This is a genomic window from Paractinoplanes ovalisporus, from assembly GCF_016834655.1.
GTDB classification, from domain to species: domain Bacteria; phylum Actinomycetota; class Actinomycetes; order Mycobacteriales; family Micromonosporaceae; genus Actinoplanes; species Actinoplanes ovalisporus.
In genome coordinates, this window is record NZ_JAENHP010000006.1 from 244837 (window position 1) to 267202 (window position 22366).

Here is a 22366-nt window from a genome sequence, read left to right on the forward strand (position 1 = left end):
TGAAACCGGGCGCCGCCGGCCCGGGGGCGGGGTGGCGGCGCCCGGCGTTCTACCGGCGCTTCGGGGGGAGCGCCGCGGCTTACTCGTTGGGCAGCATGACCCAGAGGATGATGTAGATCAGGAACTGCGGACCGGGCAGCAGGCACGAGATCACGAAGATCAGCCGCATGATGTTCGGCGAGACGCCGAAGCGGCGGGCCAGGCCGGAGCAGACGCCGGCGATCCAGCGGTCGTTCCGGGGGCGAGCGAGACGGCGTGTCACAGTCACTTCACTCCTTCATCGGGGGCTACCGGCTGCTTGCCGGTGCATGTACTCAACGGTAAGGACGCGGTGACCGTCCGCCCTCGGTCCGCAGGTGGAGAAGGGCGACCCGGCTCCCGTAAGGGTGACCCGTACCCCCGTACCATCCGCTGTTAACCTGGGTGCCGATTTGCCGCCTCTGACACGCTCAGGGGCGAGTGGCAGGCCCTTAAGCAGGCCCTAGGAGGCATGCGGTGACAGACCGGTGACGCTGGCCGTCCTGCACGCCGGCACCGGCAACGCCCTCGACCCGTCCGACGCCGACCGGCTCGGCGCGGAACTGTCGGCGGCCTTGCGCTCGGCCGGTGCGAGCAGCGTCGACCGCGGTCCCGACGCGCTGCGCGAGGTGGCCCGCCGCGCCCAGGAACCGGTGCTGATCAGCGAGGACAACCTGGTCGCCCACCCCAGCCTGCTGTGGATGCTGGCCACCGAACCGGCCGGCCGCAGCACCGTGCTGGTCGTCCCCGACCCGGCCGGTGACCTGCGCGAAGACCGCGGCAAGATCCTCCCGGCGGGCGAGGGCCCCGGCAACGTGCGCTACGGCGGCGCGATGTGCGTAGCCCCGGCCGACCTGCCGCTGCTGGCCCAGGTCGCCGAGAAGGGCGACGCCGACCTGCTGCCCGCCCTGCTCGAGGCCGGTCTGGTGCCGGTCGCGACCCCGCTGCGGCTGCTCCGGGCCGAGCTGGTGCACGACACCGACGAGCTCGCGCGGGCCCGGCAGCGGGTGGCGGCCGTCGACGAAGACCGGGCGCGCCTGCGCATGGCGGTCAAGGAGAAGGACGACTTCTTCACGACGTACGCCGTGAGCACCTGGTCGCCGCTGGTCACCAAGCTCTCGGCCCGGCTCGGCCTGACCCCGAGCGGCGTCACGGCGATCTCGGTGCTGTTCGCCGTCGCCGCCGCGCTCGCGTTCTGGCAGGCGTCGCGCCCCGCCATGATCGCCGGTGGCATCCTGCTCTACCTGGGCTTCGTGCTCGACTGCGTGGACGGTCAGCTCGCCCGCTACACCCGGCGGTTCGGCGCGTTCGGCGGCTGGCTCGACACGATGGCCGACCGCGCAAAGGAGTACGCGGCGTACGCCGGTCTCGCCGCCGGGGCCGAGCGCATCGGGCTGCCGTACGCCTGGCCCCTCGCCATCACCGCGATCGTGCTGCAGACCGTGCGGCACATGACCGACGGCTGGTACGGCGCGCTGCACGACGAGGCCGCCGCCCATCCGCGCCCGCAGGCCGCCGGGGGAGTGGGCGCCCGGCTCAGTGCGGCGTCGACGCGGGTCCAGGGCGACACGGGCTCGGTGGCGTACTGGCTCAAGCGGATCGTGGTGTTCCCGATCGGGGAGCGCTGGGCGCTGATGTCGGTGCTGGCGATCTTCACGAACGGGCGGATCGCGCTGGCCGGCATGGTCGTCTGCGGCCTGTTCGCGATGGCCTACACGCTGGCCCTGCGCTCGCTGCGGGCGATCAGCATGCGGGTCGGCGTGCTGGACAAGGTGGACACCTCCCGCTTCCGCGACGACGGTTTCCTCGTACGGGCCGGGCTGAGCCGAGTCAAGGCGCCCGCCCCGCTCGGGTTCGCCGCCCTGGCCGCCGTCGCCGCCCTGGCCCTGGTGATCCTGCTGCTCACCGGCGTGGTCGAGCCGCCGGCCAAGGTCGCCCTCGCGGTCACGGCGCTGATCGTGCTCGCGGCCGGTCTGCCCGCCCGGGCCCGGCACGGCGGCCCGCTCGACTGGCTGATCCCGGCCGGCCTGCGCGCGGCCGAGTTCCTGATCGTGGTCGCCGTCGGCGCGTCCGGCTCGGTGCCGACCCCGGTGACCTACCTGCTGATCTTCATGCTGACGCTGCACCACTACGACCTGGTCGCGCGGATGGAGAAGATCGCGCCCGCGGGCCGGGCCGGTGGTGATCCGCTCGGCTGGGACGGCCGGGTGGTGGTGCTGACCGTCGCCGCGCTGGCCGGGGTGCCGACCGCCGGCGTGGTGGTGCTCGCCGTGCTGGTCGGCGGCATGTTCGGATTCAACGCGATCGCCGACTGGCGGACAGGTGGCACCCGCTCGTGACTCTCCTGAGCATCGTTCTGCCGGTCTACAAGGTGCAGGGCTACCTGCGTCAGTGCCTCGACTCGCTGCTGAGCCAGTCGTTCGCCGACTTCGAGATCGTCGCCGTCGACGACCGCTCGCCCGACTACAGCGGCGCGATCCTCGCCGAGTACGCCGCACGCGATCCCCGCGTACGGGTCGTGACCGCCCCCGAGAACCTGGGCCTGGGCCGTGCCCGCAACCTGGGCCTCGAGCACGCCGTCGGCGAGTACGTCTGGTTCGTCGACTCCGACGACTGGCTGTCCCCCGGCTCACTGGCCGCGGTGGCCGCCCGGCTGCGCGCCACCGACGCCGACCTGCTGATCGTCGGCTGGGACCGGGTGCACTGGGACGGCCGGGTGCAGCTCGGCAGCGCCCGCAAGCCGCTGGCCGAGGCGCCCGAGGTGTTCTCGGTTGAGCAGTGGCCGCGGGTCCTCAACATCCTGCACGTGGCCTGGAACAAGGTGGTCCGCCGCGAGTTCCTGCTGCGCCTCGGGTTCGTCTTCGAGGCCGGCTGGTATGAGGACGTCTCGTTCTCGTTCCCGGTCATGCTGGCCGCGCCCCGGATCAGCACCCTGCCGCGCACGTGTGTGCACTACCGGCAGCGCCGCACCGGCGCGATCACCCGGACCGTCGGCGACCGGCACTTCGAGGTCTTCGACCACTGGGAGCACGCGCAGGCCCTGGTCGCCAAGTACGCGTCCCCCACCGACGAGGTGCGTGGCCTGCTCTTCCGCCGGATGATCTGGCACTTCCTGCGGGTGCTGCGGCACGACGCCCGGGTGCCGCGCGAGTCGCGGGCCCGGTTCTTCGGCCGGATGAGCGAGATGTACCGGCAGTACCTTCCGCCCGACGGCTATCCGCAGCCGGGCGGGGGCGAGGGCGTCCGCTACCGCATGGTGGCCCGCGGCTCGTACCGGTCGATGCGCGCGTTCGACTTCGCCCTGCGCACGCTGCGCCGGGGCAAGCGCCTGGTCCGCCGTACGGGCGGGTTCGTCAAGCGCCGCTCGCGGCAGGCCCTCGGTCACCTCTACTACCGGGCGCAGCTGCGCATGCCGGTCGACCGGTCGCTCGCGCTCTACGGCGCCTACTGGTACCGCGGGGTCAGCTGCAACCCGGCCGCCGTCGCGGCCAAGGCCGCCGAGCTGGCACCGCACATCCGCCACGTCTGGGTGGTCGCTCCGGGTCGCTCCGGGTCGCTGCCGCCGGGCACCGACCATGTGGTCGCGGGCACCCTGCCGTACTACCGCGCCCTGGCCCGGGCCCGCTACCTGGTCAACAACGTCAACTGGCCGAACCGCATGGTCAAGCGGCGCGGCACGACCCACGTCATGACCCACCACGGCACCCCGCTCAAGAAGATGGGGGCCGACCAGGTCGACCACCCGGCGGGCGTACGGGATGCCGACTTCAAGGGCCAGATGCGGCGCGCCGACCGCTGGGACTTCAGCGTGACCGCCAACGCGCACACCACGATCGCCTGGGAGTCGGCCTACCCGACCTCCTACCAGACGCTCGAGGTGGGCTACCCGCGCAACGACCGGCTGGCGCTGGCGACGGCGGCCGACAGCGCCGCGGCCCGCGAGAAGATCGGCGTCACGGCCGGCTCCGGCCCGGTCGTGCTCTACATGCCCACCCACCGCGAATGGCTGCCGGCCGGGCAGCAGGTGGTCGACGTCGAGCGGCTCGCCGAGTCGCTCGGGCCGGACGTGGTGCTGCTCGTCCGCAAGCACTACTTCTCGGCCACGACCGAGCTGCCCAGCGCGGGCACCGTCGTCGACGTCACCGACCACCCCGTGGTCGAGGACCTCTACCTCGCCGCCGACGTGCTGCTCACCGACTACTCGTCGGCCATGTTCGACTTCGCCGTGCTGGACCGGCCGATCGTCGTCTTCGCGCCCGACTGGCCGGTCTACCGCGACCTGCGCGGCACGTATTTCGACCTTCTCGCCGAGCCGCCGGGCGCGGTTGCGACGGATTTCACAGCGCTGGCCGACCTGTTCCGCAGCGGCGCATACGCGGACGAGACGACCCGGGCCGCCCGCGCGGAGTTTCGGCAGCGCTTCTGCTATCTCGACGACGGGCACGCCGCGGAGCGCATTGTCCGCCGTGTATTCCTCGGGGAAACGGCGTAACCAAGCAGTGACCCAGCGCGAATGGCACGTTCACCCGATGGCGTGACATCGATACTCCTCGTCAAATTAGGCCGATCGCCGGCCGTCGTGGGACCGGGATCACATTGATGGAGCCCGGCAGGGGAGGTAGACGGTGTCAACCGTCTCGCTCAAGGACGTCACGAAGGTCTGGCCGGACGGCACGATAGCCGTCAACAACGTCAGCCTGGACGTCGACGATGGTGAGTTTCTGGTCCTTCTCGGGCCCTCGGGCTGCGGGAAGTCCACCATCCTCCGCATGATCGCCGGCCTCGAGGATCCCACCGAAGGCGACATTCTTCTCAACGGCGACCCGGTGCTCGAACTCGCGCCGCGCGACCGCAGCATCGCCATGGTCTTCCAGGACTTCGCCCTCTATCCGCACATGACGGTGGGCGACAACATCGGCTTCCCGCTCAAGCTGTCCGGGGTCGAGCCGGCGCCGCGCGGGGAACGGGTCGGCGACGTCGCCGCCGCGCTCGGCATAGGGGACGTGCTGCGGCGCAAGCCGAGCCAGCTCTCCGGCGGCCAGCGGCAGCGGGTCGCGATGGGGCGCGCGATCGTCCGCCGCCCGGGCCTGTTCCTGATGGACGAGCCGCTCTCCAACCTCGACAGCGGGCTGCGGGCCGAGTTGCGGGCCGAGATCTCGAGCCTGACCCGCGAGCTGGGTGTCACCACCATGTACGTGACGCACGACCAGGCCGAGGCGCTCACCATGGCCGACCGGGTCGCGATCATGCGCAAGGGCATCCTGCAGGACGTGGGCACCCCGACCGAGGTGTACGGGCGCCCGGCGACCCTCTATGTGGCGGCCTTCCTGGGTGCGCCCCGGATGAACCTGCTCGAGGCGTCGGTCTTTGTGCACCTCGAGCGCTACATCGAGCTGAACTTCGGTGAGCAGGCGCTCTACCTGCCCTGGAACGACATCCGGGCCCGCGCGGTGGCGCACTACCACGGTGAGCGGATCGTGGTCGGCATGCGGGCCGAGGCGCTCACCCCGGTCGCGCCGGACCAGCCGGGCGACGTGCTGCGTGGCCGCATCCGCTATCTCGAGCACCACGGGCACGAGTCGCTGGCCTACCTCGACATCGGCGCCACGGCGATCGTCGTCGACGAGATGGGCGCCCGGGCGCGTGAGGACGAGGAGCCCACCGGGGGCGCGCTCAAGCGGTTCGGCGGCGCCCTGCAGCGCCTCGCCGGCCGGTCGAACGGCACGGCCGTCAAGACCCGTGAGAGCGAGCAACAGAGCGTGCTCAACGACCCGGGCCGCCACCACCGCCGCCCGGCCGAACTGGGGGTGCGGCTGGCGCCATACCCGCCGGTGCTGCCCGGGCATCCGCTCGCGGTCGCGGTGAAGATGGACGCGCTGCACTTCTTCGACGAGCGCGGCGACCGGATCGACGTCGGCTGGCGCTGACGTCGTCTTGCGCTGATATCGGCTTGCGCTGACCTCGGCGATCTACCCGAAAGGCTCCCGCTCAGGCGGGGGCCTTTCCCCGTTTGCGGTCATGGCGTACGGTTCCGCTCACACGTCGGTGCGATGGCGTATCGACGGTACGGACCCGACCTCTAGGAGGTAGGCACGTGGCTAACGCGTCTGGGCTCTTGGTAATCGAGCGCATCCTGCGTGACCGGCAGGGCATCTGGCAGCAGGTCGTGGAGGATCGTGACCTGCCCAAACTCACCGGGCAGATGCTGGTCAGCTCGGTGGTGGCACTGGCCGTCTACGGCGCGGTGCTGGGTTCCTTCCACAGCGTGCTGATGGCCCTGACCTCGGCGGTCAAGCTGCCGCTGCTCTTCCTGGTCACCCTGGCCATCAGCCTGCCCACGCTCTACCTGTTCAACCTGGTGTTCGGCGCCCGGCTGTCGATCCGGCAGTCGCTCTCGATGGTGATGGTCGCGCTGACCGTGACCGCCATGCTGGCGCTGGCGTTCGCGCCGATCAGCCTGTTCTTCCGGATCACCGCGCCCGACTACGCGTTCTTCAAGCTGCTCAACGTGGCCATCCTCGCGCTGTCGGCCCTGATCGGGCTGCGCTTCCTGACCGGCGGCATGCGGGTGCTCAACGAGCACGGCCTGCTCGCGCCCAAGCCCGTCGAGGCCGCCCCGCCGGCCGCCGCCGAGCCGGCCAAGGCCCTCGTGACGGCGGGCGCGCCGGCCGAGACCGCCAACGGCACGGCGGCCCAGCCGGCGCCCGTTCCGGTGCAGATCCCGCCCGGCTTCGGGCACCACCCGCCGCAGCGCCCGGGGCAGCGGCCGGTGGGTCAGCCGACGCCGCCCAGCATGACCCTGCTCTACATCTGGATCCTGCTCTTCGGGTTCGTCGGCACCCAGCTCGCCTGGACGCTGCGCCCGTTCTTCGGCAGCCCGAACATGGACTTCAGCCTGTACCGGGACATCAACGGCAACTTCTACGCCGAGATCTTCCGGACGATCGCCGACCTTTTCTGAGCCCCGCCGGCTCTTTTATCGTGGACGCGTGGTGCCACTGAGGTGGCACACCGCGTAGGCTGCACCACGGTGGAGGAAAGAGTGAGGCAGGGTGTGCGACCGGCTCCGGGCGCGGAGCCGGTGGAGGCTGGTGTCTCGCCGACGGTCCTCGCCGAGCCGGTGCCCGCCGCCGCGGGCCGGCTGCTCGACCGCCGCTTCGGGCGTGACGAGATCACCCTGGTGCGGCACGAGGTGTCGGCGCGGCTCGGGACAGCCGGGCTCGGCGGCGACCGGCTGGCCGGCTTCGTGCTGGCGGTCAACGAGGTGGTCACCAACGTCGTGCTGCACGCCGGCGGCAACGGCCGGCTGCTGCTCTGGCTGGCCGGCGACTCCGCATGGTGCTCGGTGACCGACTCCGGCCCCGGCATCCCCACGCACTACCTGACAACTCCAGAGATTCCCGAGGCATATGAGGTGGGTGGCCGCGGCATCTGGCTCGCCCACCAGCTGTGTGACGAGGTCACCGTGGCGACCGGCCCGATCGGTACCACGATCGGGTTGCGGATCATGGTCGCCACGCCGATCGACACACACCGGCAATAGCACTTTGAACTGCCCGTAAACGCGCCGTCGAAATGTGAAGCCGCCCTTCCGGGCTCATGGGTGTCCGGGTGCGACTACATTGGGCGCGTGCTCGGACTACCTCCTCAAGTGACCGCATGCCTTTTCGACCTTGACGGCGTGCTCACCCAGACCGCCCTTGTGCACAACGCCGCGTGGAAGCAGACGTTCGACACCTTCCTCGAGGCGTGGTCGGCGCAGCACGGGCAAGAGTTCGTGCCGTTCGACCCCGGCGCCGACTATCACAAATATGTCGACGGCCGCCCCCGTGCCGACGGTGTCCGCACCTTCCTGGCCTCTCGGAACATCACCCTCCCCGAGGGCACCCCGGACGACGGTCCCGACCAGCAGACCGTGAACGGCGTCGGCAACAAGAAGAACCTCCTCGTCCTGCAGAAGATCAAAGAAGGCGCCGTCCAGGTCTACGACGGGTCCGTCGACTATCTGAAGGCCGCGAAGGAGGCCGGCCTGCGCCGGGCCGTCGTGTCCGCCAGCGCCAACTGCAAAGACGTGCTCGAGGCGGCCGGCATCGCGGACCTCATCGAGGTGCGCGTGGACGGTGTCACCGCCCGCGAGCAGAGCCTGCCGGGCAAGCCCGCGCCCGACACTTTCCTCTACGCCGCCGAGCAGCTCGGCCTTCCGCCGGAAAGCTGTGCCGTCTATGAGGACGCCCAGGCCGGCGTGGCCGCCGGACGGGCGGGAAAGTTCGGGATCGTGGTCGGGGTTGACCGGGTGGGTCAGACTCAGGCCCTTCTGGACAACGGTGCCGACATCGTCGTCACCGACCTGTCCGAACTCCTGACGCGCTGAGCACGTATCAGCGTTTACATCATCAAGACTTTTCCCTTGCTCATTTTCGAGAGGCACCACCGTGATCCGTGAACGGGCTTATCCCGTCGACCCGTGGCACATCCGGGAGACCCGGCTCGACCTGGACCTGCTGGCCCAGTCAGAGTCGGTGTTCGCGCTGGCCAACGGACACATCGGGATACGCGGAAACCTGGACGAGGGCGAGCCCCACGGCCTGCCGGGCACCTATCTGAACTCGTTCTACGAGCTCCGCCCCCTGCCGTACGCCGAGGCCGGATACGGCTTCCCCGAGTCCGGCCAGACGATGGTCAACGTCACCAACGCCAAGCTCATGCGGCTGCTGGTCGACGACGAGCCGTTCGACGTGCGCTACGGCGAGCTGCGGTCCCACGAGCGCGTGCTCGACCTGCGGGCCGGCACGCTCGAACGCACCGTCGAGTGGGTGTCCCCGTCGGGGCAGGCGATCCGCGTGCGCACCGTACGAATGGTCTCCTTCACCCAGCGCTCGGTCGTGGCGTTCCTCTACGAGGTCGAGCCGCTCGACGGCCCATCGCGCCTGATCCTGCAGTCCGAGCTGGTCGCCAACGAGCAGCTCCCGCCGATGAGCAAGGACCCGCGGGTCGCAGCTGTGCTCGACCACCCCCTGCAGTCCGAGGAGGTTCTCGAGCAGCGCACCGGCGGTCTTCTGGTGCACTGCACCAAGGCGAGCGACCTGCGGATGGCCGCGGCGATGGAACACCTCGTCGACGCGCCCGGCAAGCACGCGGTGACCACCGAAGGCCACCCGGACTGGCTGCGGACGACCGTGGCCTGCAAGCTCGAGCCGGGCCAGAAGCTGCGCGTGGTCAAGCTGGCCGCGTACGGCTGGTCCAGCCACCGCTCGCTGCCCGCCGTGCGTGACCAGGTCGGCGCCGCGCTGGCCAGCGCCCGGCTCGACGGCTGGGAGGGCCTGGTCGAGGCTCAGCGCGAATACCTCGACGCCTTCTGGGACCACTCCGACGTGAAGGTCGAGGGCGATCCCGAGGTGCAGCAGGCCGTACGCTTCGGCCTCTTCCACACGCTGCAGGCCGGTGCCCGGGCCGAGCAGCGCCCGATCGGCTCCAAGGGCCTCAGCGGCCCCGGCTACGACGGTCACACGTTCTGGGACGCCGAGACCTTCGTGCTGCCGGCGCTGACCTACACCCAGCCGTCCGCGGCGGCCGACGTGCTGCGCTGGCGGCACTCGACGCTCGACCTGGCCCGGGAGCGGGCCCAGACGCTCGGCCTGCAGGGCGCCGCCTTCCCGTGGCGCACCATCCGCGGGCAGGAGTGCTCGGCGTACTGGCCGGCCGGCACCGCGGGCTTCCACATCGGCGCCGACATCGCCGACGCCGTCCGCCGTTACGTGCAGGCCACCGGCGACTACGACTTCGAGCGCGAGGTCGGCCTCGAACTGCTGGTCGAGACCGCGCGGCTGTGGCGCTCGCTCGGTCACCACGACCGGCACGGGCGCTTCCACATCGACGGGGTGACCGGCCCCGACGAGTACACGGCCGTGGTCAACGACAACATCTACACGAACCTGCTGGCGCAGCAGAACTTCCTGGCCGCCGCCGACGCCACCAAGCGTCACCCCGACCTGGCGCGCAAGCTGGGCGTGGACGACGAAGAGACGGCGAGCTGGCGGGACGCGGCGGCCGCGACGCATATCCCGTACGACCGGGAACTGGGTGTCCACCAGCAGTCCGAGGGCTTCACCCGGCTGCAGGAGTGGGACTTCGAGAACACGCCGCCCGAGGCCTACCCGCTGCTGCTGAACTACCCGTACTTCGACCTGTACCGCAAGCAGGTGGTCAAGCAGTCCGACCTGGTCATGGCCATGTACGTCCGCGGTGACGCGTTCACGCCGGAGGAGAAGGCGCGCAACTTCGCCTACTACGAGGCGCGTACGGTCCGGGACTCGTCGCTGTCGGCCTGCGTGCAAGCGGTGATGGCGGCCGAGGTGGGCCACCTCGAACTGGCCCACGACTATCTGGGCGAGGCCGCCCTGATGGACCTGCACGACCTGCACCAGAACTCGCGGGACGGCCTGCACATCGCGTCGCTGGCCGGCACCTGGATCTCGCTGGTGGCCGGTCTGGGCGGCATGCGCGACTTCAACGGCCAGCTGTCGTTCGCGCCGCGCCTGCCCAGCCGCATCAACAACATGGAGTTCTCGCTGCTCTGGCGCGGCCTGCGGCTGCGGGTGAACGTGACTGCCGAAGACGTGACCTACTCGCTGCGCAACGGCGGCGGCTCGGCCCGCCTGGTGATCAACCACCACGGCAAGGACGTCGAGGTCACCCAGGTGAAGCCGGTGACCGTGCCGATCCCGCCGGCGCACCCGGTCGGCCCCGCGCCGACCCAGCCGGCCGGCCGGGCCCCGGTGCGGCGCGCGACGAGCTGACCCGCACGTTCCGTTCGCAAAAAAGGCCCCGGGTCACCCCGGGGCCTTTTTGTAGCTGCGGTCAGAGCATCGACACGTGCACGTGGTCGGTGTGGTCGCTCGGCCCGCTGTAGGACTTCCAGCCGCTGGCCGGGAACCAGATCTGCTTGTACCAGATGACGTAGTAGATGCCGAGCCGGTCGGCATTACGCACCAGGAACGCCATCAGGTTGTTGCCGTACGTGCGGGTGTCGGCATTGTGGGCGGGCGCGAAGCCCTTTTTCTGCAACGACCAGTCGCAGGCCCGGCCCTTCGGATGCTCGAACGGCCCGCCGTTGCGGTGACAGCCCACGAACCGATTGAAGCCGGCCTTCTTCACCTCTTTGTACATGTGCATCGTACGGGCGGTGACACAGCCGCTGGTGGTCTCGTCCTGCACGTTGCAGCCCTCGGGCGAGAAACCGCCGTCGGAATTGCGCGGCGCGGGCGCCGCCTGGGGCGATTTCGCCAGCACCAGACCGTGCGTGAGGCTTTCCCCGCCGACCAGCGCGAGCGCCTTGTCGGCCGACTCTTTCTGCTTCCTCATCGCGACGAGGTTGGTCTGCTGCTTCCTGACCTCGGCGTCGAGCGCGGCCTTCTTGCTGTTGACGTCGTCGATGGCCCGGTTGAGCTCGGCCAGCTTGCGGTCCTGCAAGGCGTTGATCTCTTCGAGCGAGACCGCCTTGGCCAGGAAGTCGTCGGAGTTCTGGCTGCCGAGCAGGAAGCCGGCGGCCCCCAGGTGACCGGTGCGGTACTGCTGACCGGCGATCGCGTTGACCTCGGGCAGCAGCGCGAGGCGCCGGCCCTCGGCGAGCTTGATCTCGGCGGCCAGCTTCTTCTGGGCGGCGGTGGACTTGGTCACCGCGGACCGGGCGGCGACGAAGCGACGGTTCGACGACTCCAGCACGTCGTCGAGGGTGGCATTTTCTCCCACTGAGCTGCCGCCCTCGTCGGGGGTGGCGGAGGTGCCGTCGCCCGGCTCGGCGCTCGCCGGGGAGGCGGGCACGGCCAGGAAAGAGATGGCCACGATCGGCGCCAGGGCAAGCATCAGCCACCGGCGGGGTCGTACGGTCAATGCAGTTCCTTCCGGTAAACCGCCGACCGGGTTAGCTGACGGGTTCGGGACGGAAGCGATCCCTACCGCTTGCGCGGATGCACCCCACTGACCTGGTTCCCCGGCTCGCCTCGCGGCGATTGGGCGGTGGCCTGCCGGCACCTCGGGGGCGGCGCCTCGGTGGCAGAACCGGCGGCCAGTTTACCCGAGAGTCCGCCCCGCTTCAGCGCTCGGGAAATGGCAATTTCGTAGTTGTCCGAACACATTCCGTAAGTGCCGTGACGGGCCGTCGCAGGTGAATAGCGGTGCGTATGAAAACTGTCGATCAGTCGATGTAATGGGTATGGTCGGTCACGGCCCCCACCCCCAGGGGACCGCCGCCTAATCGTCTTCGGACGAGCCGGGGAACCAATCTTTCCGGGGTGAATCCGCGTCCGCGCGGTAGGGATCACTTCCGTCCCGAACCCGTCAGCTAACTCGGTCGGCGGCCGACGGAAGGAACAGGTGTGCGGCACAAGACTGTCCGGCGACGAACGGCGGCCCTGCTGGCCCTGCTCGTCGCGATCTCCGGGCTGACCCTCGCGGTGGCCGGTCCGGCCTCGGCGGCGCCGGGTGACACCGGCGACGACGGCGAGGGTGCTCCCAAGTCCCTGATCCAGCAACTGCAGGCCGCCTCCAAGGGCTTCGTCGAGGCCAAGGAGGCCCTGGCGCGGTCCAAGAGCCGGCAGGCCCAGCTCGCCGCCAAGGTCAAGGAGCTCGACGCCGAGCTCGCGCCCCGGCAGGCGGCCATCGACGAGATCATCCAGCAGTCGTACCGGACCGGTCGTCTCGGCCCGATGAGCGCGCTGCTCACGGCGGGCTCGGCCGGCGGCTTCCTCGACCGCGCCGAGACGCTCGAGACGGTCGCCGTGAAGGAGAACCAGGTCGTCGCCGACCTCAAGGCCACCCGGGACGCCCAGGCCCAGGCCAAGCTGGCCATCGACATCGAGGTGCGTAACCAGCAGAAGCAGGTCAACGTGATGGCCAAGCGCAAGGTGCAGGCCGAGAACGCGTTGAAGGCGGCCAACACCGGCGGGGATGCCGACGAGCCGACCGACGGCGGGTCGAGCGACAAGGCCACCCCGGCGCCGCGCAACCGGGACGGGTCGCTGCCCGACGAGAGCTGCAGCGAGAACGACCCCACCACCAGCGGCTGCCTGACGCCGCGCACGCTGCACGCGCTCAAGCAGGCCCAGGCCGACGGCTTCACCCGCTATGTGGCGTGTTTCCGGCACCAGAACAGCGGTGAGCACCCCAAGGGGCAGGCGTGCGACTTCGCGGCCGAGAAGAAGGGTTTCGGCGGCGTCGCGTCGGGTGGTGACAAGACGTACGGGACCAACCTGGCCAACTACTTCATCAACAACTCGGACCGGCTGGGCGTGCTCTACGTCATCTGGTTCAAACGCATCTGGCTGCCGTCGAGCGGCTGGAAGGCGTACTCCCGAGGTAACGGGGACCCTTCCAGCGACCACACCAACCACGTGCACCTGTCGGTGCGATGACCTGGCGGGGGAGTGCGGGACCTACCTATTTGTTGACGTAGGTCTCGTACTCCTTCAGCACGTCCTCGGTCGAGCCGTCGGCGCGGATGACGCCCGACTCGAGCCAGATGCTGCGCTCGCACGTGTCGCGGATCGACTGCTCGCTGTGGCTGACCAGGAAGACCGTGCCGGCCTCCTTGCGCAGGTCACGCACCCGCTGCTCGCTGCGCTTGCGGAACTTGGCGTCACCGGTGGCCAGCGCCTCGTCGATCAGCAGCACGTCGTGCTTCTTGGCCGCCGCGATCGAGAAGCGCAGCCGGGCCGACATGCCGGACGAGTAGGTCTTCATCGGCAGCGAGCTGAAGTCGCCCCGGTCGTTGATGCCGGAGAACTCGATGATGTCGGCCGTCTGCGCCTTCACCTCGGCCGGCGACATGCCCATGGCCAGGCAGCCCAGCTCGACGTTGCGCTCGCCGGACAGGTCGTTCATCAGGGCCGCGTTCACGCCCAGGAGGGACGGCTGGCCGGCCGCGTAGATGCCGCCGCCGCGCTCGACCGGGAGCAGCCCGGCGATCGCCCGCAGCAGCGTCGACTTGCCCGAGCCGTTGGTGCCGATCAGGCCGATCGCTTCGCCCTTGTAGGCGACGAAGCTGACGCCCTTGACCGCGTGCACCTCGCGTACGGCCGCGCTCTTCTTGCCCGTGACGATGCGCTTGAAGCTGGCTAGCGGCGTGTTCGAGCCGGCCGCGGCCGACCCGTAGATGCGGTAGACGACATGCGCGTTGTCCGCGATGACGGTCGGTTCCCGCTCGTTGTCAGCCACGGCCGTAGCCCTTCTCTCCGCGCCAGAAGTAGACGTAACCACCAAAGCTGACCAGGACCGTCCAGATGATCGCCTGGATCCACAGGAGGCCGACCGGCTGGGCCAGCGTGACGTTCTCCATCAGCGCGTGCCGGATCAGCTCGATGAAGATCAGCATCGGGTTGGCCTCGACCAGGGCCAGCTGCCACCCGTGCAGCCGCTCGGCGAAGAAGGTCACCGGGTAGAGCACCGCCGAGCCGTACATCCAGATGCGCAGGATGTACGGGATGAGCTGCCGGATGTCGGTGACCTTGGAGATCAGCCGGGACACGAACAGCGCCAGGCCCGCGTTGAAGAACGTCTGCAGGATCAGGGCCGGGATCAGCAGCAGCCATTCCACGGTGATCGGCTCGCCGGTGAGCAGCACGATCGCGATCAGCACGACGATCGAGGCGATCATGTTGCGGACCTCGACCAGGGTGACCGCGATGGGCAGGCTGGCCCGGGGGAAGTGCAGCGCCCGGATCAGCGCCATGTTGGCGGTGATCGACTGGGAGCCGGCCTGGACCACCGTCTGGGTGAACCCGAAGATGAAGACGCCGGCGCAGAGGTACGCGATGAAGTTGTCGACGTTCTGCTTGGTGTTGATCAGGACGCCGAAGATCAGGTAGTAGACACCCGCGTTGATCAGCGGCGTGAGCAGCTGCCAGACCACGCCCAGCTTGGTGCTGCCCAGCGAGGCGCTGACCTTCGCGTTGGCGAAGGCGGCAATGAAGTGCCGGTAGGACCAGAGGTGCCGGGTGTATTCCGGCAGCCTGGGCAGGCGCCCGGCCTTGGTCAGGCCGTGCTCACGGGCCAGCTCCTTGAGCGATGGCCCGGTGTCGGACTCGGCAACCGCCGTCTGAGCCATGGGGTGGTGCTCCGATCTCGTCGGCCCGTGCGAGGAGGCGGGCCCTGGTTCTTTAGGCGAGAACACTCAATCAGCATGTCAAGTCTCGGCCGATGGAACGGCCTCGTATCGACGTGACCGGAAGGTTATCGGACCAAACGGCGGAACGCAACCGTAACGTCCTGGCGTATAGTGACCGTGTGGCGACAGGAAAGCGTGCTCCCGCCGGGGCGGCGGTGCTCCGTACCGACATCACCGTGGCAATTCGTGACGCGGTGATGCACGAGCTGGCCGAAGTGGGTTACGGCCGGCTCTCCATCGAGGCCGTGGCGCGGCGCGCCGGCGTCGGCAAGACCGCGATCTACCGCCGCTGGAGCAACAAGCTCGAGATGGTGCTCGAGATCGTCTCCGACGTGGCCGGCCGCAGCGTGCCACTGCCCGACACCGGCAGTTTCGCCGGTGACCTCCAGCTGATCATGATGATCGTCAGCCGGGCACTGCAACACCGGATCGCGTCGCAGATCATTCCCGACCTGATGGCCGAGGCCGCGCGCAACCCGCAGATCGCCGAGACCCTCCAGAAGGCCCTGCGCACCCACCAGCAGGCGGTCGGCGAGAAGCTGGTCGGCCAGGCGGTGGCCCGCGGTGAACTGCCCGAAGGTACCGATCCGGACGTCGCGGTCGATCTGATCCTGGGGCCGCTCTACTGGCGTCTGGCCGTCTCGCGTTCCAAGCCCGACGCGGAATACCTCGAGAAGCTGATGACGGCCGTCACGGCGGCTCTGCGGGCCGGCGGGAGCTGAAAGCAACCCGGTCGCACCGGTCGGTCGGGTCGAGCCGGGCGCGCATCTGCCGAAGGTAGGGGCTCTGAACCCCTGACCTCCGGAGCAGCCATGCGCAGTCACCACGCCGACACCGCCGTTCTGGACGCGGCCGTGTTGCTCGCCGGCGCTTGGAAGAGCGCTGACGGCTCGGTCCGCCTCGACATCAAGACCGACGGAACGTACGCGGGGAAGGTCGTTGGTCGCAAGCGTCGGCCGCGCGGCACCTACGACCTGAACGGTCGCACGCTGACCCTCAGCGACGACTCCGGCCTGCACACGCCCGTGATCGTCGGCGACGGAGTGCTGGAGATGGCCGGTCACCGGCTCGGGCGTGCCAATTAGCAACTGGTCGTAACCCCTACCCCTCCCTACCGGGGGCGGGCCCAGACCCTACTCGGCCCGCCTGAAGATCGCCGGGTTGTCCACAGGCGCGGAGTTGTCCACAGGCTGAGCTTCCAGCCGCCTCCAAGATCGCCCCCACTCGATAAAATCGCCGAGGGTGGGGGACCCCCGGTGGGGCGGGCCTCTGATCATTTGAGGCTCAGGCGGCGGCCGGCTCCAGTTGGGGCGCGTCGGGGGTCGACGACGGGCGGCGGTCCAGGCGGAAGCTCAGCGCGGCCAGCAGCAGGCCCGTGACGGCCAGCAGCACGCCGATCCAGGCCGCGGAGAGGTAACCCCACCCGGCCGCGATCGTGACGCCGCCCAGGGCCGCTCCGGCGCTGTTGGCGATGTTCGAGGCCGACTGGTTGACGGCCGCACCCATGAGCTGGGCGCCGGGAGCCACGGCGATCAGGCGGGCCTGCAGGGCGGGGCCGATGAACAGGGCCGCCGCGCCGACCAGGAAGGCGGCCGCGAACAGGCCGACCGCGGTGTGGGCGACCACGCCGAACAGGGCCACGGTGGTGATCATGGCGGCGAAGCCGAGCAGCATGGTGCGGCGCAGATTGTGGTCGGCCGCGAAACCGCCCACGGCGTTGCCGACGGTCATGCCGACGCCCATCACGGCCAGGACCCACGGCACGTACGACTCCGACAGGCCCGTCACATGCGTGGTGACCGGGGCGATGTAGCTGTTCACGGCGAAGAAGCCGCCGAAGCCGACCGCACCCACGGCGGCCGCCAGCCACACCTGCGGGGAACGGAACGCGCCCAGCTCGGCCCGTGGCGAGCCGCCGGCCACCGGGGCCACCTCGGGCACGGTGAAGAGCACGAAGAGCAGGGTGAGCGCGAAGACGCCGGCCACCGCCAGATAGGCGATCCGCCAGCCGGCCGCCTGACCCAGGCTGGTGATCAGCGGGACGCCGAAGACGTTGGCCGCGGTCAGGCCGCTGAGCACGACGGCGAACCCCTTGCCCTGGCTGCCCGGGCCGAGCATGGAGGCGGCGAGCAGGCCGGCCGCCCCGAAGTAGGCGCCGTGGGCCAGCGCGGCGACGAAGCGACCGGCCAGCACCAGGCCGAACGTGGGGGCCAGGGCGGAGGCGATCGTGCCCGCCACGAACAGCGTGAGCAGGCCGAGCACCAGGCGGCGCCGGGGCATGCGGGCGGTCAGGGCGGCGATCGTGGGCGCGCCGACCACCACGCCCAGCGCGTAGACCGTGATCATCCAGCCGGCCGTGGCGACGGCGTCCGGCGCCGAGCGTGCGTAGGCCGTCGGCAGCAGGTCGCGGGCCAGGTCGGGCAGCAGGCCCATGGCGACGAACTCGGTGAGGCCGAGGCCGAAGCCGCCCAGGGCGAGGGCGAGCAGGGCCGCCCAGCGGCGACCGGCGGTGAGGTTCTCCACCTGATCGACTCTAGAACGTTCTAGTTGCGTCGGTGGTAGAACGTTCTAGTCATCACAGGTAAATTCTCCGGACATGACGGTGGGGGATCGGCGGACGACGCTGGCCGACGTCGCAGCCGAGGCGGGCGTCTCGGTGGCATTGGTCTCGATCGTGATGCGCGACGCCCCGGGCGCGAGCGCCGCCACCCGGGAACGGGTGCTCGAGGTGGCGCGCCGGCTCGACTACCAGCCCGACAGCCGGGCCCGGCTGCTGCGCAGCGGACAGAGCCGCCTGCTCGGCGTGGTCTTCGGGGTGCAGCACCCGTTCCACGACGACCTGCTCACCGGGCTCTACGACGCGGCCGAACGGATCGGCTACGAGCTGACGCTGAGCGCGGTCACCCCGCGGCGTGACGAACGTACGGCGATCTCGGGTCTGCTCCAGGACCGGTGCGCCGCGCTGGTGCTGCTCGGGCCGCAGATCCCGACCGCCGAACTGGCCGCGCTGGCCGATCGGCTGCCGGTCGTGGCCATGATGCGTACGGTGCGGCAGCGGCAGGTCGACGTGGTGCGCACCGACGACGCCCGCGGGCTGCATCTGGCCGTCGACCACCTGGTCGAGCTGGGCCACCGGAACATCGTGCACGTCGACGGCGGGCGCTGGCTGTCCTCGGCCGAACGGCGTCAGGGCTATCGCGACGCGATGCGGCGGCACGGGCTGGAGGCGTACGCGCGGGTGGTGAACGGTGGTTTCGGCGAGGAGGACGGGGCCCGTGCCGCCCGGGAACTGCTCGACGACCCGCCGACCGCGGTGGCCGTCTTCAACGACCTCAGCGCCACCGGCCTGCTCGACGTGCTGCGCCGGCACGGGCTCGAGGTTCCGGGCGACCTCAGCGTCGTGGGGTACGACGACAGCAGCTTCAGCCGGCTCGCCCACATCGACCTCACCACCGTCGCGCAGGACATTCCGACGATGGCGACCCTGGCCGTGGCCCGCGCGGTCGAACGCATCGACGGCGCCCAGGTCGCGCACCGCGAGGTGGTGATCCCGCCGCGCCTGGTGGTCCGGGGGACAACCGGGCCCGCTCCCGCGCCCGCCACCTAAGCATCCGGCGTTCTGCGCCGAAAAGAGGCTCATGAGGCTTCGAGGGACGGCCCTGGTGGTGGTGCCGTTCCTGCTGAGCGCCTGTGGCGGCGGCTCCGACCCGTCGGCGAACTCCAGCCCCACGGCCGACGCGGGCGGCGGCGCCTGGGTCAAGGTCCAGCCCGGCAACCCCACGGCCAGCCCCTCCGTCAAATACACCGGGTCGCCCCGGCCCGGGTTGCCGCCGGTGTCCTTCATGCCCACGAGCACGGAATGCGCGGTGCCCTGGGACTCCGACATCGAGAAGGTCCTCATCCCGATGACCGTGACGGTGGGCCAGGGCTCGCTGAAGGTCCAGTGGCCCAACCGCTACGGCAACCGCTACCGCGTCGCCGCCGTTCCGCAGGAACTCGTCAGCGGCGCCCAGCCCGAGCCGGTCTGGCAGACCATCACCACCGGCGGCGAGTGCACGGCCAGCGCCACGATCAGCGGCCTGACATCCGGAGCCGCGTACGTCGTCTGGCTGGACGCGCCCGACACCCCGCGCGGGCCGGACAACTCCCGCGGTCTCTACAGTGGTCGTTCCTCGGTCGTGAAGCCTCAATAGCACTCCGCTTGCAGGCAATGATGTGCACTGCCGATGCCTGATAATACCTACACCCCACCGCGTATCCGTTTTTCCGGTTGACGATGCGTTGACGGCGTCGTGTATCGTGGCGATCGACGTTGACGCATGTCACTGTCTGTGACATGGAATTCTGCGGGGGAAAAATGAAGAAAAATGTCACGCGCCTAGCGACCGTCATCAGTGCGGTGGTGGCGACAATCGCGATTTCGGCGTCGGCCGCAATGGCCGCGACGACGTGGTCGAAGGCGGCCAGCTTCGGCAAGGCGATCGCCACGATGACTCCCAGTGGTGACCTCAAGTTGCGAGTGGAAGCACAGGATCTGCTGGGTGACAGCAACGCCGTCACCGCCGAGGTGGACATTGTCTCCGGCGACCAGACCACGCACTGGCGCGTGGTCAACAGCTTCGGCTACGGCAGCTCGCAGACTTTGGAAAAGCGTTTCGACGGTGGCAACGTCGGTTTCAGCGGCCACGTGAAGATCCGGATCTGCAAGTGGCGCCAGAACGGTATTCCGGGCGGCCTTTCCTGGGGTTGCACGGCGTGGGCCTCGCGGTCTTACTCGCTGTGACCCAGTCTTGATCAACTGAATATTGAAATGGTCGCCCGGGTGCACCCGGGCGACCATTTATTTTGCTTCAGGAGGCGATGGTGTTGCGGCCGCTCCACTTAGCCGCGTAGAGGCGGTCGTCGGCCTCCCGGAAAAGCGTCTCGCCCGACATGCCCTCGGCGAGCGCCGCCAGTCCGACGCTCACGGTGAGTCGTACGCCGGGAAGAATGTCAGTGCGGGCCACGGCGGCGCGGATACGTTCGGCCACTTCACGGCCCACGTCGAGGTCGCCCCGCAGGAAGACGGTGAACTCGTCGCCGGCGTAGCGCACCGGGATGTCGTCGGGGCGGCAGTGCGCCCGCAGGATGCGGGCCACCTCTCGCAGCGCCCGGTCACCGGTGGCATGCGAGTACGCGTCGTTGATCGCCTTGAAGTGGTCGACGTCGACCAGCAGCAGCACCGTCGGAGCGGTGAGCCGGCCCTGGTCGATGCGCTCCATCAGCAGGTCGAAGCGGCGCCGGTTGTCCAGCCCAGTCAGCGGGTCACGCAGCACCTCGCGCTCGGCCCGCGCCCGGGCCGCCTCCGACTCCTCCCGCTGCCGGGCCTGCCGCAGCATCGCGAGCCTCTGCTCCCGCAGCCGCCACAGCTCGCGGGTCTGCCCCTCGACCGCCTCGAACAGGTCACGCCCGGCCTGCCCGTCGTCGGCGGCGAGCGCGGTCAGCGCCAGTTCGAACCGGATGATCGGCTTCTCGTCGGGCCGGGTGCCGAACCCGCACAGTTCCCGGGCGGCGACAAATTCCGTACGGGCCTCGCTCAGGGCGCCCTGGGCGCGCAGACTGATGCCGAGGGCCAGATGGGCCATCCGGGCGTACCGGTGGTTCTCGGCCTCGCGCAACGGCATCACCGCCTCGCGGGCCAGCTTCTCGGCCGGGATCACGTCGCCCAGCTTGGCCAGCGCCGGCGCCAGCATCGAGGCCGCGATCACGTCGTCGGGGCGCTGTTCGACCTGCTGCCGGGTGATCTCGGCGCTGCGCCGCAACCGGGTCGCGGCCTCGTCGTGCCGGCCCACGTGGCTCAGCCGCAGACCCCAGTGCAGCAGGGTCGCCGCGTGCACGAGGGCGAAGTTGGCGTGGGTGATGCTCAGCCGCTCGTATGTGGACGCGGCGATTTCGTACATCTCGGCCGCCGTGGCCGCCTCGGCATACGAGCACAGCGCCGAGATCCGCCGCTCGCCGTCGGTGAACGGCCGGTCGAGCAGCACCGCGGCGCGGGCCAGATGGCCCATCCCGAGGAAGTAGCGTCCACCCAGGACGTCGAGTTGAGCCAGGTCGCAGAGCGTCTTGGCCTCGCCCAGGCTGGAACCGGCGGCCTGGTGCAGGCGCAGCAGCCGCTCGCCGAGCTCGGCCGCCTCGGCCAGGCGCCCCAGGAAGAGGTTGGCGTACATCTGCCCCTGGACGAGGAACGGCACGCTGCGTTCGTCGCCCACGGCGTACGCGATGGCGAGGTAGGCGTCGGCGGCCTCCAGCGCCTCGTGACCGTGACCGGTGTTGGCCAGACGGTGCACCCGGCGTGCCAGCAGGTGCAGCGGCCCGAACGTGGTGACCGGCACCGGCAGCCGCGCACCCCCCGCGATCTCGCCGTCCATGGTCCCAGTATCAACATTGGACGGGCGATCACCTACGGCGGATGTCTATCGATCTGGTGGACGTGGTGTCGCGTACCGGTCGAGACCGTCGACCAGCAGCTCGAGACCGAGGTCGAAACGGGCCTCGGGACCCCCGCCCATCAGGTCGTCCGCGTATTTCCGGACGTTCGGATAGCGGTCGGCCGGCAGCTCCTCGAAATATGCCTTGGCCTGCTCGCCGAGTTGCCCGATGTAGGTCTGCTTGTCGCTGCCGGCCTCGCGGACCTGACGCCGCCAGATCGAATATTCGTACGCGTCGGCGGTGATGTAGAGAAATATCCGATCCATCGCCCACGAGGCGATCCGGGACGGTATGCCGCCGGCCAGCATCATGCCCAGCATCGCCTCGGTGATGAGCAGCGCGTTGGGCCCGGTGGGGATGGTCGCGAGCGCGGCCCGGGCCAGGTCGTTGTGCGCGATCATCGCCGCGTGCCCGGCCCGGGCGAGTTCCTTGACCTGTTCCTTCCACCGCGGCGGGTCGAGCTCGGGGATCTCGACCAGGCCGCACATCTCGTCGAACATGAGCTGGAGCAGCTCGTCCTTGCTCGCCACGTGGGCATAGAAGCTGGCCGGGCCGGTGTCGAACTCGGTCGCGAGCCGCCGCATGCTCACGGCGTCGATGCCTTCGGTCTGCACCAGGCGCAGGGCCGTCCGCACGATCTCGGTCCGGGTGAGCGGGGTCTTGGCGGGCCGGGCGCGGCGGCGCCGGCCGGGCGGCCAGTTCAGGTCGGTCATCGCCGGC

The 22366-nt window shown here is 69.9% G+C and carries 20 protein-coding genes and 2 riboswitches; of the genes, 13 read left to right on the forward strand and 7 right to left on the reverse strand.

What is annotated here, in order from left to right:
- Positions 1–79: 79 nt before the first annotated feature.
- Positions 80–268: a PspC domain-containing protein gene (locus tag JIG36_RS21210; RefSeq protein WP_203378078.1), complete on the reverse strand. Its 189-nt coding sequence runs from the start codon at positions 266–268 to the stop codon at positions 80–82.
- Between the two features lie 238 nt (positions 269–506).
- On the opposite strand from JIG36_RS21210, the gene JIG36_RS21215 reads away from it, so the two are divergent.
- The 7 genes from JIG36_RS21215 (at position 507) to JIG36_RS21245 (ending at position 10814) form a co-directional block, all read left to right on the forward strand.
- The gene (locus JIG36_RS21215; protein WP_203378079.1) at positions 507–2357 is read left to right on the forward strand and encodes a DUF5941 domain-containing protein; all 1851 of its coding nucleotides are present in this window, start codon (positions 507–509) and stop codon (positions 2355–2357) included.
- Entirely contained in the window at positions 2354–4510 is a 2157-nt protein-coding gene (locus JIG36_RS21220) for a bifunctional glycosyltransferase/CDP-glycerol:glycerophosphate glycerophosphotransferase (RefSeq protein WP_203378080.1), read from the forward strand. Before JIG36_RS21215 ends, JIG36_RS21220 begins: the two co-directional genes overlap by 4 nt.
- 133 nt (positions 4511–4643) lie before the next feature.
- Entirely contained in the window at positions 4644–5945 is a 1302-nt protein-coding gene (locus JIG36_RS21225; protein ID WP_203378081.1) for an ABC transporter ATP-binding protein, read from the forward strand.
- Positions 5946–6112: 167 nt separating this feature from the next.
- Positions 6113–6979 carry a hypothetical protein gene (locus JIG36_RS21230; protein ID WP_203378082.1) on the forward strand — a complete coding sequence of 289 codons (867 nt, stop codon included), beginning with the start codon at positions 6113–6115 and terminating at the stop codon, positions 6977–6979.
- An 81-nt stretch (positions 6980–7060) separates the two neighbouring features.
- A complete protein-coding gene (locus tag JIG36_RS21235) occupies positions 7061–7561 on the forward strand; it encodes an ATP-binding protein (RefSeq protein WP_307872828.1) in 501 nt (166 codons plus the stop codon).
- Between the two features lie 87 nt (positions 7562–7648).
- Positions 7649–8389 carry an HAD family hydrolase gene (locus JIG36_RS21240; protein ID WP_203378084.1) on the forward strand — a complete coding sequence of 247 codons (741 nt, stop codon included), beginning with the start codon at positions 7649–7651 and terminating at the stop codon, positions 8387–8389.
- Positions 8390–8450: 61 nt separating this feature from the next.
- Positions 8451–10814, forward strand: a complete 2364-nt coding sequence (locus tag JIG36_RS21245) for a glycoside hydrolase family 65 protein (RefSeq protein WP_203378085.1) — start codon at positions 8451–8453, stop codon at positions 10812–10814.
- 61 nt (positions 10815–10875) lie between these two features.
- Here JIG36_RS21245 and JIG36_RS21250 read toward each other — a convergent pair whose 3' ends face one another.
- Entirely contained in the window at positions 10876–11907 is a 1032-nt protein-coding gene (locus tag JIG36_RS21250; protein ID WP_203378086.1) for a coiled-coil domain-containing protein, read from the reverse strand.
- Between the two features lie 3 nt (positions 11908–11910).
- Positions 11911–12043, reverse strand: a riboswitch (cyclic di-AMP (ydaO/yuaA leader).
- A 211-nt stretch (positions 12044–12254) separates the two neighbouring features.
- Positions 12255–12389: riboswitch (cyclic di-AMP (ydaO/yuaA leader) on the forward strand.
- Positions 12390–12392: 3 nt separating this feature from the next.
- On the opposite strand from JIG36_RS21250, the gene JIG36_RS21255 reads away from it, so the two are divergent.
- Positions 12393–13427, forward strand: a complete 1035-nt coding sequence (locus JIG36_RS21255; protein ID WP_203378087.1) for a coiled-coil domain-containing protein — start codon at positions 12393–12395, stop codon at positions 13425–13427.
- Positions 13428–13452: 25 nt separating this feature from the next.
- Here JIG36_RS21255 and JIG36_RS21260 read toward each other — a convergent pair whose 3' ends face one another.
- Positions 13453–14229 (reverse strand): ABC transporter ATP-binding protein, encoded by a 777-nt coding sequence (locus JIG36_RS21260; RefSeq protein ID WP_203378088.1) that lies wholly within the window; start codon positions 14227–14229, stop codon positions 13453–13455.
- On the reverse strand, positions 14222–15118 hold the full coding sequence (locus tag JIG36_RS21265) for an ABC transporter permease (RefSeq protein WP_203378089.1): 897 nt from the start codon (positions 15116–15118) through the stop codon (positions 14222–14224). Before JIG36_RS21265 ends, JIG36_RS21260 begins: the two co-directional genes overlap by 8 nt.
- Positions 15119–15297: 179 nt before the next feature.
- Here JIG36_RS21265 and JIG36_RS21270 point away from each other — a divergent pair, with 179 nt between their 5' ends.
- Positions 15298–15900: a TetR/AcrR family transcriptional regulator gene (locus JIG36_RS21270; protein WP_307872829.1), complete on the forward strand. Its 603-nt coding sequence runs from the start codon at positions 15298–15300 to the stop codon at positions 15898–15900.
- 90 nt (positions 15901–15990) lie between these two features.
- Entirely contained in the window at positions 15991–16263 is a 273-nt protein-coding gene (locus JIG36_RS21275; RefSeq protein ID WP_203378091.1) for an Atu4866 domain-containing protein, read from the forward strand.
- Positions 16264–16462: 199 nt separating this feature from the next.
- Here the strand turns inward: JIG36_RS21275 and JIG36_RS21280 are convergent, their stop codons facing one another.
- A complete protein-coding gene (locus JIG36_RS21280; RefSeq protein WP_203378092.1) occupies positions 16463–17701 on the reverse strand; it encodes an MFS transporter in 1239 nt (412 codons plus the stop codon).
- 73 nt (positions 17702–17774) lie between these two features.
- On the opposite strand from JIG36_RS21280, the gene JIG36_RS21285 reads away from it, so the two are divergent.
- From JIG36_RS21285 to JIG36_RS21295, 3 genes are all read left to right on the forward strand, one after another.
- Positions 17775–18785, forward strand: coding sequence for a LacI family DNA-binding transcriptional regulator (locus JIG36_RS21285; RefSeq protein ID WP_203378093.1), 1011 nt, complete (start codon positions 17775–17777; stop codon positions 18783–18785).
- Between the two features lie 31 nt (positions 18786–18816).
- A complete protein-coding gene (locus JIG36_RS21290) occupies positions 18817–19371 on the forward strand; it encodes a hypothetical protein (protein WP_203378094.1) in 555 nt (184 codons plus the stop codon).
- A gap of 143 nt (positions 19372–19514) precedes the next feature.
- Positions 19515–19961 (forward strand): hypothetical protein, encoded by a 447-nt coding sequence (locus tag JIG36_RS21295; RefSeq protein WP_203378095.1) that lies wholly within the window; start codon positions 19515–19517, stop codon positions 19959–19961.
- A 67-nt stretch (positions 19962–20028) separates the two neighbouring features.
- Here the strand turns inward: JIG36_RS21295 and JIG36_RS21300 are convergent, their stop codons facing one another.
- Together JIG36_RS21300 and JIG36_RS21305 are read right to left on the reverse strand one after the other, a co-directional pair.
- On the reverse strand, positions 20029–21585 hold the full coding sequence (locus JIG36_RS21300) for a GGDEF domain-containing protein (RefSeq protein WP_203378096.1): 1557 nt from the start codon (positions 21583–21585) through the stop codon (positions 20029–20031).
- Between the two features lie 45 nt (positions 21586–21630).
- Positions 21631–22359, reverse strand: coding sequence for a TetR/AcrR family transcriptional regulator (locus JIG36_RS21305; protein WP_203378097.1), 729 nt, complete (start codon positions 22357–22359; stop codon positions 21631–21633).
- Positions 22360–22366 lie beyond the last annotated feature (7 nt).

Excerpts from the sequence above, each read along its gene's own strand:
- JIG36_RS21300 (WP_203378096.1), bottom strand. The coding sequence starts at position 21,585 with ATGGACGGCGAGATCGCGGGGGGTGCGCGGCTGCCGGTGCCGGTCACC.
- JIG36_RS21265 (WP_203378089.1), bottom strand. The coding sequence starts at position 15,118 with ATGGCTCAGACGGCGGTTGCCGAGTCCGACACCGGGCCATCGCTCAAG.
- JIG36_RS21295 (WP_203378095.1), top strand. The coding sequence starts at position 19,515 with ATGGAATTCTGCGGGGGAAAAATGAAGAAAAATGTCACGCGCCTAGCG.
- JIG36_RS21305 (WP_203378097.1), bottom strand. The coding sequence starts at position 22,359 with ATGACCGACCTGAACTGGCCGCCCGGCCGGCGCCGCCGCGCCCGGCCC.
- JIG36_RS21285 (WP_203378093.1), top strand. The coding sequence starts at position 17,775 with ATGACGGTGGGGGATCGGCGGACGACGCTGGCCGACGTCGCAGCCGAG.
- JIG36_RS21290 (WP_203378094.1), top strand. The coding sequence starts at position 18,817 with ATGAGGCTTCGAGGGACGGCCCTGGTGGTGGTGCCGTTCCTGCTGAGC.
- JIG36_RS21275 (WP_203378091.1), top strand. The coding sequence starts at position 15,991 with ATGCGCAGTCACCACGCCGACACCGCCGTTCTGGACGCGGCCGTGTTG.